Origin of the sequence: Shewanella carassii (assembly GCF_019670705.1) — a bacterium.
Lineage (GTDB): Bacteria > Pseudomonadota > Gammaproteobacteria > Enterobacterales > Shewanellaceae > Shewanella > Shewanella carassii.
The window spans coordinates 2,739,301-2,756,426 of sequence record NZ_AP024618.1 but is presented as its reverse complement, the minus strand read 5'-3'; the positions used below and the strand labels follow the sequence as shown (position 1 = coordinate 2,756,426).

Sequence of the window (17,126 nt, the reverse complement as noted above, 5' to 3'; positions counted from 1 at the left end):
TTACTTGGCCTGGCGCTGCTCGAGCAGCAACTGATAGGCGTTGGCGGCGACTATGTCTCCGGCTTCGAGTCCTGCCAGTATGGTCACGCCATCGTCACGCACATCTCCCAGACGTACCTGTTGCAGGACAAAGTTATCGCCGCGCTTGAGGTAGACGGCCGACAGCTCATTGACGCTGTAAAGCGCTTCTTTGGGCAGCACTATCTCCTGGCGTTTGTCTATGGCAAAGCGCACCTTGACGAAACTGCCGGGCAGTAGATCGCCTGTGTTGGTCGGCAGTGGCAGTCTCACCTGAAAGGCGCGGCTCTGCTCATCACTGAAACCAAAGACCTTGGGGGTAGTGACGTCAAAACTGCGGCCATCGGCTAGGCTAACCGTCATCTTGTCTGTGGCTTTGGCGGCTTGAAGAAAACGCTGCGGCAGTTGCATCACCACCCGCATCTCATCGTCGGCAAAACCGGACAGGAGCGGCTGACCGGGAGCCACCGTCTCTCCCTCCTCCACATGCCTGGCCGTGACTATGCCAGCATATGGCGCGCTGACGACTGTGTATTTCAGTGATTCCTTTGCCTGAATGATCCTCGCCTTGGCGGCGCTGGCCGCTTGGGAAGCTGACTTGGCATTGGCTATGGCCTGATCCATTTGGCCGCGGGAAATCGCGCCCTTGGGAAACAGTTCCTGATAGCGCTTGAGCGTCAGCTGCGCTTCGGTATCCAAGGCTCTGGCTCTGGCGTATTCCGCCTCGGCTGCCGCCAGGGACGCGCCTTGCTCTTCACTGGTGATCTCAAGCAGCGCCGCCCCGGCGGGGACTCGGTCGTTGACATCAAAGTAAAGCTTGAGGATCCGTCCCGAGGTCTGGGCCGACACGGTTGCGGCCTTGACCGCCTCGAGCCTGCCGTCCAGAGTCAGCAACTGGGTGTGCTCTGTCTGCTGGACGGTAAGTGTCGTCAGATCTGCAGCATTAAGTGTTTGATTGAACAATAAAGCAGGCAGTAATAGGGTCAGTATTGATGTTATTTTAGGCATGAGCTGCTCTCGAATAAAGTCCATGAGAAAATTCTAATGAATAAAGTGTGGAGCTGCAACTGTTAATTGTTCAGTATAGTTAAATAAGTTATCAAGGTCGTCACGAACGGGCACAGGATAACGGCTAAAAGATCAAGAACTTTGGTCTAAGTTTAAAGCTTTTGACACTGCCGATATTGGGTGGATTCTGAACAAAGAAGCGCTGGATATCTGTCATGTATCCAACATCAGGGGGAAGTGAATATCCTGAAAAGGAGTGAATACTCCTTGGCATAAATAGCTGGCGGGTTTTTTTGGACAATCTATCGCCTTGGTGAAATCGCTTGCTAATGGTTTTTCGCCGCTAGCCGGTTGTTTTAAAATAAAAAGACCGCCCCAAAGGGCGGCCTTGTCAGCTTAAATTTGTTGGAGTTTTGGCTCAGAACTGATAGCTGTACTGCACTGAGTAGTACATGGCTTCTGATTTGGTAATGGCGTTAACCGGGCCAACTACTGCACTATTTTCTACCAACTCAACCTCTTCACCTTTAACAAAGGCCATGCCGAAGTCGATGGTTTGATGTTGGTTGATGTGGTAGCTCAGGCCAGCGGTGAACCATTGACGGTCAGAGTCTGGGATGGAGATAGAGCTGATTTCATCAACCACACCATTGTCGAACATGTAACCTGCACGCACTGTGAACTGCTCATTGATGTCGTAGGTTCCGCCTACACTCATCAACCAGGAGTTTTTCCACTGGTACTGTTTCAGAGGGGCGTTAACATTGTTGGCAATCACAGTACCGGTACCATAAATGCTGCTGACACCATCTTTGGCAGTAATTTGATCAAAGTTGCCCCAGCGGGTGTATTGAGCCGTGTAATGAACCGCAAAGTTTTCGGTTAACTGGTGGAAACCGGCCAACTGGAAGATATCGGCCAAAGGCACTTCCAGCTCATCAAACAGGGTTGACGCGAAGTTGCCTGTTTGGCCTAAAGGTGTCAGTGTCGCAATATGGCCACTCACATCGACATTGGGGCTGTAACGGTAGCTCAGGCCAAAACGGTTGTTCTCATTCAGCTCAAGCGTGGCACCAACGATGCCGCCAATACCCCAACCATCGGCATCCACATCGACCAAGGGCATTTGCTTGTAATAGCGATCCAGGTTGCCTTCGCCATAAACCAAATCCAGTCCGACGCCCAGACTCAACATATCATTGATGCGGTAAGACACACTGGTGTTGAAGTTGATGGTGGTTACTTCGGTATTACCGATCAGATCATAGGGAGCCGCAACTGTCTTGCTATTGACCAATGATGCGCTGTCTGTGCCGGTACCGAAGTTGGAAAAGGCCGCAAAACCGACAGCCCATTTATCGTTCAACGGCTGGATGTAATAGATGTTGGGGATCCATTTGACGCTGCCTGCATCATCAATTCCACCCAGATCCACCTGGCCACCCATGAAGTTAACGTCTTTGATATCTACCTGGACGTCTACAGTAGTGACACCAACCGAGATAGCGGCTTTGTCAAACAGTGCCATGGCGGCTGGGTTACGGGATAACACAGATGCGTTATCGGCGATCACGGCATCACCGGCAAAGGCGCGGCCGATACCTGTGGCAGATTGGCTGTTGAGTTGGAAACCGGCTGCCAGAGATTGGCCACTGATCAGCGCGACAGAAACTGCGATAAGAGTCTTGTTGAAATACTTCATTATTATCTTCTCTTTTTATGTTTGCAGGTTGGCTGTCAGTCTTTAACCCCCACAGACACCCGCCTATTTAATCCCGTGCATCTTATGGAGGCCCTGTACCGCTAACAACTCCGACCAGATGTGATTTTTTGTAATATTTTGGTTAATTTCAGCGAATGTGCAGCGAACGTGTGACGAACTTACAAATATGGATGGAGCTGTAAAAGCAGCAATAGCTGAATTTAAGGCGTTTGGAGGTACTCACTTGGCATGTTGCGCCGCTGTGAATTTGAGTGAAACAATAAATTACAAAGCTGCGGTGCGTTTGGCGTACAAGTGTACGCCAAACCCTGGAAAAGGCGTTGAAGAGTCATATCTGAAACAGAGTTAGAGGCTCTGTTTGAAGTGCTTGAATTGCACCTCTGTGACCTCGGATGGCGGCGATAAAAGGCTTATCACAACCCCGGCCAAGGTGGCTAGAATGAATCCAGGCAATATTTCATAGAGAGCGAAGATACCGCTTTCCAATTGTTTCCAGATGATTACTGTCAAGCCGCCAACCAGGATGGTAGCAATGGCACCGTTACGGCTGTAGCCACGCCAAAACAGCGATAGGATCACCACAGGGCCGAAGGCGGCACCGAAACCGGCCCAGGCATAACTTACCAGCCCAAGGACGCTCGCTTCCCGATCTAGGGCTATCACAGCCGAAATGATGGCAATGGCCAATACGCCGATACGACCGACCAACATCAGCTCCTTGCTTGAAGCCTCGGGTCTGAGCCATTTGCGGTAGAAGTCTTCGGTGATCACGCTGGAACACACCAGCAGCTGTGAGTCTATGGTGCTCATGATGGCCGACAAGATCGCGGCGATCAGCAGGCCACCAATCCAGGGGTTGAATGCAGCCTGCGTCAGGTGAATAAATACGGTTTCCGGGTTTTTGAGCGGCGCATCGGCAAAATAGAGCGTTCCGGCAATGCCGGTTGCTAGGGCACCGACCAGGGAGATCAACATCCAGCTCATGGCGATGCGGCGAGAAACTGGTAGATCCTTGACGCTGTTAATCGCCATAAAGCGCGACAGAATATGGGGCTGACCAAAATAACCCAGCCCCCAGGCCAGAGCCGACAGCAGGCCTATCAGGGTCAACTTATGGCTCCATAACGACAACATGGCCGGGTCCAGGGTCTCCAGGCTTTGGTTACTCTCTGGTTGGGTAAACATACTGACCGGGACTATCAACAGGGCGATTAACATCAAACAGCCCTGGAAGAAATCTGTCCAACTGACCGCAAAAAAACCGCCGACAAAGGTATAGGCCACTATTACGGTGGAACCTATCAACAGCGCCGTCAGGTACTCGAGGCCAAAGACATTGCTGAACAGCACGGCGCCGCCCACCATGCCGGAGGAGGCGTAAAAGGTGAAAAACAACAATATGGTGACGGCAGAAACCAGTTTCAGAAGGCCGCCCTCGTCGTTGAAGCGCTTCTCGAAAAAGTCTGGCAGGGTGAGGGCATTGTCGGCCATCTGGGTATAGATCCGCAGGCGTTTGGCGACTAGAAACCAATTGAGCCAGGCACCGAGCAACAGGCCTATTCCCATCCAGGCCTCGCCCAAACCGCCGAGATAGACGGCGCCGGGTAAGCCGAGCAGCAACCAGCCGGACATATCGGAGGCGCCGACACTGAGGGCGGTCACCGCCGGCCCCATCTTGCGGCCGCCGAGAATATAGTCATCGACCGAATCGGTCGCCTTGTAGGCCCACAGGCCTATCCCCATCATCAGGGCCAAATAACCCAGAAAAGTTATCATTACCGGGGTTTCAATATGCATGCTGGTTTACACTTATGTGTTGTTGTTTGGCGCGGATACTAGCAAAAGTTTGCTTAAGCGCCCAATGTTGATGGTTTATGTGAGGCAGAACTGACCAGTCCCGATGGTACGGGACTGGGACTGGGGAACGCTATTTCTTATATAAAACTTTGTTTTATTTCTTTTTTAATTTTTTCTATGTCTTGAGGGTATTCGGCCACCAAAACCAGGTAAGCCGAGTCAGTTTTGACAGCCTCGCCCCGGTATTCGCTATCGGCAAAGGCTTCGGCCAGCATCACCCTGTGTTCAGGGGGGACAATAAACACTGTCACCTTGCCGCGTTCACCGGCCAACACCAGGTGAATACTCTCTATTCCCTGAAAATCGCAGAAGGTGCTGTAAAATACCCGTCCTGGTTGGCTGTTGAATCTGACTGTTTCCAATCCTTTGAGCGATGCCAGTTCGGCATTGATCGCTTGATAAGAGATATCGGCATTACTGGTCATGGCCATGGTTTCATGACGCACATGGGCGAGGGCGTGTTGACCTAAGTCCACCGGCCCCTGGCGCCAGAGACTGAAACTGACTCCGGCAACAAAGGCGACGGAGGCAGCCATCGCCAACATCCAGCCTGTACGTTTACGTTGATTATGGTGCACGGCCAACTGTTGTTTCAGCAGCAGTTTTTCGGCCAGATTTTCCGGAACCGGGAGTTTGAGTGCCGAGTTAATTTTGTCATCGAGCGCCTTAAGCTCGGCGACAAAGGCACGATTGCTTTCACTTTGAGCAAGGGCGTCCAGAAATTCGGGATCCTGGTTATAGGGGTCGCCATAGGCCTGGCGGCGAAACTTCAGCTCATCCATTGGATTGACCTCTGACTTTAGAGTGCTCCAGTAGCTCTTTTAACTGATTTCTGGCCCGAAACAAGCGGGTCATGACAGTATTGGGGTTCAGATCCAATAATTGGGCGATTTCATCGCCACTGAATCCCAATATTAACTGTAATAACAAAGGCTCACGGTATTCGGGTTCCAGCTGGGCAATTTGACGCCTGAGCAGATAATGCTCTATATGGTCTTCCTGACTCATGGAGTCGTTATCCTGCCAGAGCTCTTCGCCGATATCGGCATAATCAAACTGCTTACGCTCAAAGCGACGGGCATTTTCCCGACGTAAAATAGTGATTAACCACGCCTTGGCCGCATTGTCATCCTTCAATGAATCCAGCGAGCGCCAGGCCCGGAGAAACGTTTCCTGGGTAATATCTTCGGCTATATGGCGATCGCCGCAAAGCCAGAAGGCGTAGCGGTAGATATCGGCATGCAGCGCCCTGACCAGGCTATCGTAACGTCTTTGTTTATTCAGCATGTCAGAAATGACCGCATCATTAGACTTTTTCTTTCGCCAGCTATCGAACATTTTCATGCTTGTTTTATTTTTGTCATCGTTAAGCTTAATGGCGTTGCAGGTATTCTGGCAAATGGCGGTGGCATAAAGTGTGTCTAAACCATGAATTGGACTGAGTTTTGCAATATTAACGGATAAAACTCTAAGGCTATTAGCAATATTTTTTGTTTATCTCGCAACTTTTTGATGACAATCGCGAGGCCGATAGCATGACTATGGCGCTAGTTTATGTTGCAACTCCCTCGTTATCTTTAACGAATGTTCAATAGCGGACGAATGAGCTGATGTTAATGGATAAGCATCTCCTCCAATGGGTATGCCGCCTAACCATAACGTTAGCCATAACTTTAGCTTTAACCATGGCGCGGCTTCGCGGCGGCGGATCAGACACTGAAGTTCATTGGGATTACCCCGGGCTTAACAAGCCACTAGCTTGATGAGCCCGGGGCGTGCTGTTAAGGATTCAGCGGCGCCAGCACTGAGGTCGAATCAGCCGCCTTGGAGTATTGGCTCTTGAAGCGCTCAAAGGCTTGCAGCAGCGCCGGGAAATACTGAGTGGGATCGCCGCCTTGTTTGCCATAGCGGCTGGCTTGAATCTTGGCGACGATGGCGGCCAACTCAGGTGCCAGTTTAGGCAGTTCATCGAGTGTGACGCTATGGCCCGTGATATCACTGAGTTCCAGTAGCAACGCCTGGAACACCCGGCTCAAGTCCCCTTGTTGACAAGCCTGGCTCAATCCCGGCCGGGTTTGGCTTGTTTGAGCTTGCGCCACTGTTGCCGGAGCGGTTATCGCTTGCTGTTTGCGCGCCTTTAGCCACAGCACACAGGTGGCCAGCCACAGCGACGCAAACAGGGCGGTCAACCAAGGCCAGAAGCCTGCGCTGAGGTTTGATTCTTCCTGCGGCGGGTTGATGATGGGCTGCGGCATATCGGCCGCGGGGGCTACTTGGATAGTGCGCGCCGGCAGCAGGGCGAACTCCTGCTGCTTTAAATGCGGATTCCACCAAGGCACCTTGATCTCCGGCAGGGTATAACTCCCCGGCTTGGAGGGCACTATGGCAATGGTTTGGGTCAGCTGAGATACCAGTTGGTTGTCGCGAACAAAGGTCTTGCGCTGCGCCTTTTCCGGATAGCTCTTGAGATTGTCCGGCAAGCTCAGTTTCAGCTCTGGCAGGCTGGTTTCATCGGCATTGGATGCCAGCAGTGTCAGGTTGCGGGTAATAGGGCGGCCCACTTCAAAAGTCTGCTTGTCGTCCCATTCCTCTTTGAGCATCACCAGATCCGATACCAGCCAGTCGCCGTGATATTCGGCCGGGATCGGCTTGATGCTGATCAGCATGCTGTCGCTCTGGGCCTGCATGGGGCGGCTTTCCTGGAAGGTAAACATGCCCCTTCTTGGGGTATCGACCAGCACATCACCCGAGAAGTTGGCACCGGAAATCGCCAGCTCGCCCGGCTCATCGGCTATGATGCCGTAGCTGCGCTCTATCACCCGAAAACGGCGGCCGTTGACGATTTCACTGCTTTCTTTATCCTCGCCGAGCTGTTTTATCTGGGCGCCACTGATAGAGGGGGCCGACAACACTCCACGCTGCAGCTCAACGGCCAGAAAGAGTTTTACCTTGTAGGTGAGCAGCTGGCCGACATAGGCCTCCTTGGCCGAGATACTGGTACGCAGGAACAGGTTTTTTTGTGCCTCCGGGCGGCTACCGGCCGGCATCACCTTCAATTCGATGGCATCGCTGCTGACGCCATCGATACTCAGGGCCGGAATAGTGACCTGACCTGTGGTTTTGGGGGCCAGCATCACTTGCCAGCGGGTTTCCTTGCGGGCATCAAAATTGATGATCTGGGTACTGCGACTGACGCTGGTGCGACCGACGATAAAGTCTTTCAACAGGGCCGAGGTGTCCAGTGCCTGGGCTTCGAGTTCATCATCTGCCACCACGGACAGCATAAAGTACTCGCTTTCGGTCACGGGATTGCGATCGACCGAGGCCTGAAGCTGTGTCAGTGCCAGTGCCTTGAGCGGCAGCAGGCACAGAAGCAATAGAGGAATAAGTCTAGTTACCACTGTTCATTGTCCTTGGGTGTCTCGCCGCGCTGGCGGCGTTTTTGATACTCGAGTTGCATCTTGTTGCGCAGCAAAATGGCCGGGTCATCTACCAATGCCTTCAGCGCCCGCTCCATTTCGGGGGGCAGGGGCTCGGTGTCATCGAGTGACGAGGCGGCAACTTGTGCCTTAATCTGTTCATCACTTTGCTCATCGTTTGGGCCTTCTTGTTGCTCGGCAAGGCTCGCCGAGTTGGCTTTGTCGGCATCAGACTCTGAGCCATCCTGTTGACCCGCACCGTTTTGACTTGCAGCTGTGCTTGACTCATTTTGCGGCTCTTGCTCTTGCGGCAAAGCAGCCTGCATCTCAGGCTCAGAGTCTGCGCCGGTGTTATCCTCGGCATTTTGCGGGTTCTGAGCGCCTTCGGCATTCTTATCAGCGTCCTTCTCGGCGGCATTGTCAGCATCATTTTGCTGCGAGTCGGCAGAGGAAGGCTCGCTATTCTCTTTGTTAGCGTCTTTATCTGAGCCCTGGTGCGAGTCCTTGCTTGAGCCTTGGTCGGCTTGGCTGTCTTGACCTTGCTCTTTGCTTGGGTTTTGGCCCTGGCTGTTGTCACCTTGGGCGCTGTCCTGACTGCCCTGACCGCCTTGACTCTGGTCGTTGCCAGACTGAGAGCCTTGTTGCTGTTGAGCCTTTTGTTGCTCGCGCAGTTCATCGGCTAAGACCTTATTTGCAGCAGCATCCTGCATTTGGGGATCTTTTTTCAGCGCCTCTTGGTATCTCTTGGCGGCCTCCTCGAATTGGCCAAGCTGCATCAGGGCATTGCCTTGGTTGTATAAGCCTGTGGCACTGCCATCTTGCTCGAAGGCTTGCAGCGCACCCTGATAATCGCCGCTGCGGTAGCGGGCGCTGCCTTGCCAGGCGGGGTCAACAAACTTGTCGGCGGCAGTGGCAAAATCCTCTTGCTTGAATGCCTGCATACCCTGTTGATCCCGGGTTTGCCAAAGGTCATCCCAGCCGCTTGCCTGGCTAGATGGGCTGACAAGCAGGCCAAGGCTCAAGGGCAGCAATAGCACCGGCAGGCCGCTGCGAAAGCTTAAAAGCAGCGGCAACAACAGCAAGAATGCCAGATAGGGGCCAAGGTCGACCCAGGTATCGCCGGCAAGATCTGTTTCTGTGGCATCCGAGCTGGTGGCGAGCCACTGCACCAGCGTTTGCAGATCCTTGCCGTCGTTGCTGTAGGGCACCAAAATGCCGTTCCCGGCACTCGCCAGCTCGCTGAGCATGCCAAAGTCGGTGGCCGGTACTACCACTTCATTTCGGCTGTCCTTGAGCAGTTGCCCATCCGGCAGCCTTATCGGTGCACCCTGGGATGAACCTATCGCCAGAATGCCCAAGCGGTAGTGACTGCCCTCAATCGCCTGTCTGGCGGCGTTGAGCTGACGGCTGCCGACGCCATCTGTTATCAAGATGATATCGCCCTGCAGGTGGCCGCCCTGGCTGAGCAGCTCCTTGGCTTTCTCCAGCGCCGCGGTTAAATTGGAGCCGCGCACTGGCATGATGGCCGGGCTCAGGGTTGGCAACAGATTGAGCAGGGTGTTGCGATCCCGGGTCAAGGGGCTGATGATAAAGGCATCACCCGCGTAGGCCAGCAGCGCGGTTTCCCCCTCATTGAGTTGCCCCAGCAGATCCGTGGCGCGGAACCTGGCCTGGGTCAAACGGTTGGGGGCGGCGTCTGTGGCATACATGGACAAAGACATATCCATCACCAGCACCCTTCCTGTGCTGCTGGCAAATACCGGCAGGGGTTTCTTGTAGAGCGCCGGGCCGCTTAAGGCCAGTACCGCCACCAACCAGGCCAGACCAAGCCAGGGCAGGCGGTTTTGGCGACTTTTGCTGCCTTGGGTCAACAGCAGTGGCGCCAGATGCGGCGCAATATAACGATCCCAGTCAGATTGGCCCGTTTGACGGCGACTTTGCAGCACTAACAGCAATGCCAGTGGCACTAAGGCCCACAGCCATTCGGGACGGATAAAGTGCAAACTCATGATTTCCTCCCCCAAGGCCTTGGCCAGACGCTGAGCAACAGGCTTTGCAGCTGCAGCAGTACGCTCAGTGCCAGCGCAAGTCCCAGCGGCCAGTAAAACAGCTCGGATTGCGGCCGGTAACTGAGGGCGTCACGGCTGACGGGCTCCAGCTTGTCGATTTCCTGATAGATCTGTTCCAGTTCTTCGGTATTCCGGGCACGGAAATAGCGCCCCTTGGTGGCATCGCTTATCCGTTGCAGCTGGGCTTCATCCAGATCCATCGAGGGGTTGACCCGCTCACGGCCAAACAGGGTGCGACGCTCCATCACATCGGCGCCCACACCTATGGTGTAGATGGTGATGCCGCGCTTGGCGGCAATGGCTGCGGCCTGATCCGGCACTATGCTACCGGCATTGTTGGAGCCGTCGGTCAAGAGCACCAACACCCGGTTGCTGTCTTTTACCTTATCGAAGCGTTTTACCGCCAGGGCAATGGCATCGCCAATGGCGGTCTGTTTGCCCACCAGGCCGATTTGGGCTTCCTTGAGATACTGAGCCACAGAGCGTCTGTCCTGAGTCAGTGGCGCCTGCAGATAGGCGGCATCGGCAAACAATATCAGGCCGATACGATCGCCGGCGCGGCGCTCGATAAAGTCGCTGACCACTTTCTGGATCAGGGTGAATCTGTCTACCGCCTTGCCATCGAGCACCATGTCTTCAATTTGCATACTGCCGGAGAGATCCACCGCCAGCATCAGGTCCCGCCCCTCTGTGGGCAGCTCTATGGGATCGCCGAGCCACTGTGGCCGGGCGATCGCCAGCAGCAACAGGCACCACAGCAGCCAGAGACTCAAGGGCGCTCTGCTTTTGCTTTGTTGCTGCTCGCGGGCATGGGCATCGACGCCGGGCAGTTGCAGTTGGCCGCCGCTGTTGACTGCGGGGCGATAGGCAAGCAGCAGCGGCAATGGAATAAGCAGCAGTAACCAGGGCCAATGGAGGGTCAGCATCTTGGTTTACCTCCCTTGGCAAAGTGTTTCGGCGCGCGCTTGAGCCAGCAAACACAAAGCGCCCGCAACTCGGCAGGGGCTGCGCTCGGTTGGCCACTGTATTGATTTTCGAGCAAAGAGGCGAAGCGACCACGCAGCTTGGCTGGCAGTGCGTTATCCAGATACTCGGCCCAGGGTTTGCCGCTGAGTCCGGCCACCTGGGCACGCTCACCATAGCTGATGGCGGTGCGTTTCAACAATGCGCTCATCTTGGATAGCAGCTCCGGGTCCTGGTCCTGCAGCTGCGTCAGTTCAGCCATGGCGGCTTGAGCCACCGCCTTGTGAGCCTTGGCTGCCTGCAGGCGCCGATAGCCAAAGAATGCCGCGGCGCCAAGCAGTAACAAGGCCAGTAGCATCAGCAGCCAAATACCGGGAGCCGGAGGCCAAAAGGGCACCTCGGCCGGTAGTTGAATATCCTTGAGCGCACTCAGCGCCGGATTGGCTTGATTGGGATTCATCTTAACAGTGTCAATTGTTGATTGAGGCGCCGGCCGGCATCCAGAGTGCGAACCGGGACCTTGAGTTGTTGCATCAGGGTATCAAACTGCGCCAGGTTGGCGCGCTGACGACCGAGCCAGGCATCATAACCGCTGCGATCCAGGATCAGGCTGCGGCCCGACTCCCGTACCGGCAGGGCAAACTGCCGCGGCAGCTCAAGTGTGCCTTGGCGCATGGGATCTGTTACCACAAAGGCCGCCAGCTCGCAGTGGCGTTTGAGTTCCGACAGCGCCTGCTGACATTCGCTGCCAAAACCGTTGCCGTCTGTGATTATCCAGATAAGGGAGCCGGGTTTGGCCAGTCGTGCCAGACGCTGACAGGCCTGGAGCATTAACGCCTGACCATCTTCATGGGGGCTGTCCAGCGCTTCGAGCTGCGACTTGTGTACCGCCACCAGCGCCGATATCAGTGCCAGGATCCCCTGATTGCGTGCTCTTGGCTTAAGCTCTCTGTGGGCGCTATCGCCCACCACCAGCGCGCCGAGACGGTCGCCCTGCATGATGGCATTCCAGCCCAAGGTCGCCGCCAGATGCGCCACCTGTACCGACTGCAATAACAGCTGGGAGCCGAAATAGAGGCTGTGCTTCATATCCACCAACAGCAGAATAGGGCGCTCACGCTCCTCGACAAACAGCTTGGTATGCGCCTTGCCGGTGCGGGCGGTGACCCGCCAATCTATGGTGCGGACATCATCACCCTGTTGATAGTGGCGCACTTCGGCAAATTCCATGCCGCGGCCCTTGACCAGGCTGGCTCTGTGACCGGCCATGGCCGCGCGGGCTTTTCCTTGCCTGTCACCCAGAGCGCGGGCGATATTCTGGCAGGCAAGCAGCTCGGCCTCACACAGGTGGAGGCCGTCGGCAAACAGTGGCAGTGAAGAGTCTGTTGCTGCGGCTTTCATCAGGGAACGGCCACCTGATTGAGCACATGGTCAATCACCTGATCGCGGCTGACCCCTTCGGCCTGCGCCTGATAACTCAGCAGCAAACGGTGACGCAGTACATTGGGCACCACGGCTTGAATATCTTCAGGGGAGACAAAGTCACGTTCATACAACCAGGCGCGGGCGCGGGCGCAGCGCTCGATGGATTGGGTCGCCCGCGGGCTGACGCCGTATTCCAGCCACTTGGCAAGCTGGTCGCTGTAGCGCTGAGGCTGACGGGTCGCCATCACCAAGTCGACAATATAACGCTCCAGCGGCTCGGCCAGATACAGCTCCAGCGCCTGCTCCCGGGCGAGGAATACTTCCTGCTGGCCTATGGGAGTGACTTTCTCCATGCCGTGGGTCTTGGCTTCGCTGCGGGACAAACGCAGGATCTTAAGCTCAGTGTCTGCTTCCGGGTAATCCAGGTTCAGGTGCATCAGGAAGCGGTCAAGCTGGGCTTCCGGCAACGGGTAGGTGCCCTCGTTTTCCAGCGGGTTTTGGGTCGCCATCACTAAAAACAGCGGCGGTAACTTGTAGGAGTGCTTGCCCACCGTCACCTGGCCTTCGGCCATGGCTTCCAAAAGGGCCGACTGCACCTTGGCCGGGGCGCGGTTGATTTCATCCGCCAGAATAAGGTTGTGAAATATCGGCCCGGCCTCAAATTCAAAGGTCGCGGTTTGGGCACGATAGATGTCGGTGCCGGTCAAATCGGCCGGCAGCAGGTCCGGGGTAAACTGAATGCGATGAAAGTCGCCCTCAATGCCATCACACAGCGCTTTAACGGCCCGGGTCTTGGCCAGCCCCGGTGGTCCTTCCACTAACAGGTGGCCATCGGCTATCAGAGCGATAAGCAGGTTTTCGGTCAAAATTGGCTGACCTATGATCACTTGATCCAGATAGGTCCGCAGTGCATGAAATCGACTCAAAGGCATGATGCTACTCGTTTTATTTTAAGGCCCAACTATAGACAGCGGTTATGGTAAAGAATTCCCTGCGCTCTTGGCTAGTGTTAAAAAAACAAACAAGTGTTTAAAACCGGCCAACAAGAAGTTAGAATCAGATCACACTTTTAATGGTCAGACCTGTTTAGGGCAGTACGGGTCTCTTATGGAAAAACAATAAAGCGCAGTGTCAGGGCCATTTTCGGCGTGCGCTGCTTAATAAGAGGGTGACAAATGAGTGACAGACAACAGGTAACCAATGCCAGGGGCGAGCGGATTGCCATAGTGGCCGGTTTGCGTACCCCGTTTGCCAAACAGGCGACGGCGTTTCACGGCGTGTCGGCGCTGGATATGGGCAAGATGGTGGTCAATGAGCTGCTCAGTCGCAGTGAATTGGACCCCAAGCTGATTGAGCAGCTTGTCTACGGCCAGGTCGTACAGATGCCGGCCGCGCCCAATATTGCCCGTGAAATTGTCCTGGGTACCGGCATGAATTTGCACACAGATGCCTATAGTGTTACCCGTGCCTGTGCCACCAGTTTTCAGTCCACTGTCAATATTGCCGAGTCGATCATGACGGGCAATATCGAAATAGGCATAGCCGGGGGCTCGGATTCCTCCTCTGTGCTGCCTATCGGGGTGTCCCGCAAGTTGGCCCATGCCTTGGTCGATCTCAACAAGGCCCGTACCCTGGGACAGAAGTGGAACATAGTTCGCCGTCTGGGGTTTAAAGATCTCTTGCCTGTGCCGCCTGCTGTGGCCGAATATTCCACCGGCCTGTCCATGGGGCAAACCGCCGAGCAGATGGCCAAGAGCCACGGCATCAGCCGCGCCGATCAGGACGCGCTGGCCCACCGCTCTCATACCCTGGCGAGCCAGAGCTGGAACGAAGGCAAGCTCAAGGATGAAGTCATGGTGGCTCATGTGCCGCCCTACAAGAGTTTTATCGAGCGTGACAACAATATCCGCGACAACTCGTCCCTTGAGTCTTACGCCAAACTCAGACCCGTATTCGACCGCAAGCACGGCAGTGTCACTGCCGCCAACAGTACCCCGTTGACCGATGGCGCCTCTGCGGTGATCCTGATGAGTGAAGGCCGAGCCAAGGCCCTGGGTTACACCCCCATCGGCTATATCAAGAGCTATGCTTTCAGCGCCATAGATGTCTGGCAAGACATGCTGATGGGGCCATCCTACGCCACGCCACTGGCGCTGAAACGCGCCGGTATGCAGCTCGAAGATCTGACCCTGATAGAGATGCACGAAGCCTTTGCCGCCCAGACTTTGGCCAATATGAAGATGTTTGCCTCGAAGAAGTTTGCCGAGGAAAAACTCGGTCAGAGCCGCGCCATTGGTGAAATCGATATGAGCAAGTTCAACGTGCTCGGCGGCTCGCTGGCCTATGGCCATCCGTTTGCGGCCACGGGTACCCGCTTGATCACCCAAGTGTGTAATGAACTGAAGCGCCGCGGTGGCGGTACGGGTCTGACAACCGCCTGTGCGGCCGGTGGTCTGGGTGTGGCAATGATAGTGGAAGTGGAGTAATTGCAGATGGAAAACAGCAACAAGAGTTTTAGCCTCAGCCGCCGCGACGACGGCATTGCCATTCTTTCCATGGATGTACCCGGCGAAAGCATGAATACCCTCAAGGCCGAATTCGGCCCTGAGATCAGTGCCTTGCTGAGCGAAATCAAAACAGACAGCAGTATCAAGGGCTTGGTGATCATCTCAGGCAAGCCCGACTCCTTCGTGGCCGGCGCAGATATCTCCATGCTCGATGCCTGTCAAAGCGCCGCCGATGCCCGCGAGCTGTCGAGCTCAGGGCATAAGGTGTTTGCCGAACTGGAAGGGCTGAAGATCCCCGTGGTGGCAGCCATTCACGGCGCCTGTCTCGGTGGCGGCCTCGAGCTGGCACTGGCTTGTCATCTGCGGCTGTGCAGTGACGACAAGAAAACCATGTTGGGGGTGCCGGAAGTTCAGCTCGGTCTGCTGCCGGGCGGTGGTGGAACCCAGCGTCTGCCACGCCTGGTGGGGATCACCACAGCGCTGGATATGATGCTTACCGGTAAACAGGTTCGCCCCAAGCAGGCGCTGAAGATGGGGCTGGTGGACGATGTGGTGCCCAAGTCGATTCTGCTGGAGGCGGCGGTTGAACTGGCATTGGCCGGCAAAGCCAAGCGCGGTAAAGGCAAAAATAATAAACCTATGATGAACAAGTTGCTCGAAAGCAACGGCTTTGGGCAGAAAATCATCTTTGATCAGGCCCGTAAACAGGTTGCCAGAAAAACCCAGGGTAACTATCCGGCGCCGGACAAGATCATCGACTGTGTGCGAGTAGGGATGAGCCAGGGGATAGAGGCAGGTTTGGCCACAGAGGCGCGCCATTTCGGCGAGCTGGTGATGACGCCCGAGTCGGCGGCGCTGCGCTCCATCTTCTTTGCCACCACAGAAATGAAAAAGGAAACCGGCGCCGAAGGTGCTGAGCCCAGTCCGGTTCACAAGGCCGTAGTGCTCGGCGGAGGCCTGATGGGCGGCGGTATCGCCTCAGTGACCACCACCAAGGCCAAAATTCCGGTGCGGGTCAAGGATATCAGTGAGCAGGGACTCAGCAATGCGCTGGGCTATGCCTATAAGTTACTGGATAAGGGCGTCAAGCGTCGGCATATGACCCCGGCAGTGCGCGATAAGCAGATGGCCTTGATGACGACGACTACAGACTATGTTGGGGTAAAGGATGCCGACATAGTGGTCGAGGCGGTATTTGAGGATCTCAATCTCAAGCATCAAATGGTGCGGGATATCGAGCGCGAATGCGGTGAACACACTATTTTTGCTTCCAACACCTCGTCTCTGCCCATAGGTCAGATTGCCGAAGCCGCCGCCAGACCGGAAAACGTCATCGGCCTGCATTACTTCTCGCCGGTAGAGAAGATGCCGCTGGTGGAAGTGATTGCCCACGACAAGACCTCGCCCCAGACGATAGCCACCACAGTGGCCTTTGCCCGCAAACAGGGCAAGACACCGATAGTGGTGAAAGACGGCGCCGGTTTCTATGTTAACCGTATCCTGGCGCTCTATATGAATGAAGCGGCGCAGCTGCTGCTTGAGGGCAACAGTGTCGAGAGCCTGGATAAGGCGCTGGTGAAGTTTGGTTTCCCGGTCGGCCCTATCACTCTGCTCGATGAAGTGGGTATCGATGTGGGCGCCAAGATTTCGCCGATACTCGAAAAAGAGTTGGGTGAGCGTTTCGCTGCCCCCTCTGCTTTCGATAAGCTGCTCTCCGATGACCGCAAGGGGCGCAAGAATGCCAAGGGCTTCTATCTCTACGGTCCTAAAGCCGGCAAGAAGAAGGAAGTGGACAAGAGCGTTTATCAAGTGCTGGGGATAGCGCCGGGTGTTGGCGCCGAAAATGCCAACCTGGCAGAGCGCTGTGTGGTGCAGATGCTCAATGAAGCGGTGCGGTGTCTGGAAGAGGGCATCATAGCCTCTGCCCGCGATGGTGATATTGGCGCCATCTTCGGCATTGGCTTCCCGCCTTTCCTCGGTGGGCCTTTCCACTATATAGACACCATGGGCGCCGATCAGTTGCTGGCCAAGCTGGAACGCTTCCAGAGCCGTTTCGGCGACAGATTCGCCCCGAGCGAATTGCTCAAGACCATGGCTGCCGAAGGGCGACGCTTCTTCGACTGACACTGATTGGAAT

At 55.3% G+C, this 17,126-nt stretch carries 13 protein-coding genes; 2 read left to right on the top strand and 11 right to left on the bottom strand.

Annotated features, from left to right (window positions below; genetic code table 11):
• From K5621_RS12520 to K5621_RS12470, 11 genes are all read right to left on the bottom strand, one after another.
• Window positions 1-1,026 carry an efflux RND transporter periplasmic adaptor subunit gene (locus K5621_RS12520; RefSeq protein ID WP_245003076.1) on the bottom strand — a complete coding sequence of 342 codons (1,026 nt, stop codon included), beginning with the start codon at window positions 1,024-1,026 and terminating at the stop codon, window positions 1-3.
• A gap of 418 nt (window positions 1,027-1,444) precedes the next feature.
• Window positions 1,445-2,728: an OmpP1/FadL family transporter gene (locus K5621_RS12515; RefSeq protein ID WP_221049396.1), complete on the bottom strand. Its 1,284-nt coding sequence runs from the start codon at window positions 2,726-2,728 to the stop codon at window positions 1,445-1,447.
• Between the two features lie 366 nt (window positions 2,729-3,094).
• Window positions 3,095-4,546 carry a sodium/proline symporter PutP gene (gene putP / locus K5621_RS12510; protein WP_221049395.1) on the bottom strand — a complete coding sequence of 484 codons (1,452 nt, stop codon included), beginning with the start codon at window positions 4,544-4,546 and terminating at the stop codon, window positions 3,095-3,097.
• 137 nt (window positions 4,547-4,683) lie between these two features.
• Window positions 4,684-5,388, bottom strand: coding sequence for a DUF3379 domain-containing protein (locus tag K5621_RS12505; protein WP_100145605.1), 705 nt, complete (start codon window positions 5,386-5,388; stop codon window positions 4,684-4,686).
• Complete coding sequence (locus K5621_RS12500) at window positions 5,381-5,944, bottom strand: sigma-70 family RNA polymerase sigma factor (RefSeq protein WP_221051190.1); 564 nt, start codon at window positions 5,942-5,944, stop codon at window positions 5,381-5,383. The genes K5621_RS12505 and K5621_RS12500 overlap by 8 nt, the downstream gene beginning before the upstream one ends.
• Before the next feature lie 443 nt (window positions 5,945-6,387).
• On the bottom strand, window positions 6,388-8,007 hold the full coding sequence (locus tag K5621_RS12495) for a BatD family protein (protein ID WP_221049394.1): 1,620 nt from the start codon (window positions 8,005-8,007) through the stop codon (window positions 6,388-6,390).
• Entirely contained in the window at window positions 8,001-10,034 is a 2,034-nt protein-coding gene (locus tag K5621_RS12490; protein WP_221049393.1) for a vWA domain-containing protein, read from the bottom strand. Before K5621_RS12490 ends, K5621_RS12495 begins: the two co-directional genes overlap by 7 nt.
• Window positions 10,031-11,020, bottom strand: coding sequence for a vWA domain-containing protein (locus tag K5621_RS12485; protein ID WP_221049392.1), 990 nt, complete (start codon window positions 11,018-11,020; stop codon window positions 10,031-10,033). Before K5621_RS12485 ends, K5621_RS12490 begins: the two co-directional genes overlap by 4 nt.
• On the bottom strand, window positions 11,014-11,517 hold the full coding sequence (locus tag K5621_RS12480) for a DUF4381 domain-containing protein (RefSeq protein WP_221049391.1): 504 nt from the start codon (window positions 11,515-11,517) through the stop codon (window positions 11,014-11,016). Before K5621_RS12480 ends, K5621_RS12485 begins: the two co-directional genes overlap by 7 nt.
• A complete protein-coding gene (locus tag K5621_RS12475) occupies window positions 11,514-12,458 on the bottom strand; it encodes a DUF58 domain-containing protein (protein WP_039032829.1) in 945 nt (314 codons plus the stop codon). The genes K5621_RS12480 and K5621_RS12475 overlap by 4 nt, the downstream gene beginning before the upstream one ends.
• A complete protein-coding gene (locus K5621_RS12470) occupies window positions 12,458-13,414 on the bottom strand; it encodes an AAA family ATPase (protein ID WP_221049390.1) in 957 nt (318 codons plus the stop codon). Before K5621_RS12470 ends, K5621_RS12475 begins: the two co-directional genes overlap by 1 nt.
• A gap of 243 nt (window positions 13,415-13,657) precedes the next feature.
• Here K5621_RS12470 and fadI point away from each other — a divergent pair, with 243 nt between their 5' ends.
• Window positions 13,658-14,968 carry an acetyl-CoA C-acyltransferase FadI gene (fadI, locus tag K5621_RS12465; protein ID WP_044734713.1) on the top strand — a complete coding sequence of 437 codons (1,311 nt, stop codon included), beginning with the start codon at window positions 13,658-13,660 and terminating at the stop codon, window positions 14,966-14,968.
• Window positions 14,969-14,974: 6 nt separating this feature from the next.
• Window positions 14,975-17,113: a fatty acid oxidation complex subunit alpha FadJ gene (gene fadJ, locus K5621_RS12460; RefSeq protein ID WP_221049389.1), complete on the top strand. Its 2,139-nt coding sequence runs from the start codon at window positions 14,975-14,977 to the stop codon at window positions 17,111-17,113.
• Window positions 17,114-17,126 lie beyond the last annotated feature (13 nt).

What these genes read in the sequence shown, in the direction of transcription:
- K5621_RS12480 (WP_221049391.1), bottom strand. Translation starts at nt 11,517, where the DNA reads ATGAATCCCAATCAAGCCAATCCGGCGCTGAGTGCGCTCAAGGATATT.
- K5621_RS12475 (WP_039032829.1), bottom strand. Translation starts at nt 12,458, where the DNA reads ATGAAAGCCGCAGCAACAGACTCTTCACTGCCACTGTTTGCCGACGGC.
- K5621_RS12520 (WP_245003076.1), bottom strand. Translation starts at nt 1,026, where the DNA reads ATGCCTAAAATAACATCAATACTGACCCTATTACTGCCTGCTTTATTG.
- fadI (WP_044734713.1), top strand. Translation starts at nt 13,658, where the DNA reads ATGAGTGACAGACAACAGGTAACCAATGCCAGGGGCGAGCGGATTGCC.
- putP (WP_221049395.1), bottom strand. Translation starts at nt 4,546, where the DNA reads ATGCATATTGAAACCCCGGTAATGATAACTTTTCTGGGTTATTTGGCC.
- K5621_RS12490 (WP_221049393.1), bottom strand. Translation starts at nt 10,034, where the DNA reads ATGAGTTTGCACTTTATCCGTCCCGAATGGCTGTGGGCCTTAGTGCCA.
- K5621_RS12505 (WP_100145605.1), bottom strand. Translation starts at nt 5,388, where the DNA reads ATGGATGAGCTGAAGTTTCGCCGCCAGGCCTATGGCGACCCCTATAAC.
- K5621_RS12470 (WP_221049390.1), bottom strand. Translation starts at nt 13,414, where the DNA reads ATGCCTTTGAGTCGATTTCATGCACTGCGGACCTATCTGGATCAAGTG.
- K5621_RS12485 (WP_221049392.1), bottom strand. Translation starts at nt 11,020, where the DNA reads ATGCTGACCCTCCATTGGCCCTGGTTACTGCTGCTTATTCCATTGCCG.
- K5621_RS12500 (WP_221051190.1), bottom strand. Translation starts at nt 5,944, where the DNA reads ATGTTCGATAGCTGGCGAAAGAAAAAGTCTAATGATGCGGTCATTTCT.
- K5621_RS12515 (WP_221049396.1), bottom strand. Translation starts at nt 2,728, where the DNA reads ATGAAGTATTTCAACAAGACTCTTATCGCAGTTTCTGTCGCGCTGATC.
- fadJ (WP_221049389.1), top strand. Translation starts at nt 14,975, where the DNA reads ATGGAAAACAGCAACAAGAGTTTTAGCCTCAGCCGCCGCGACGACGGC.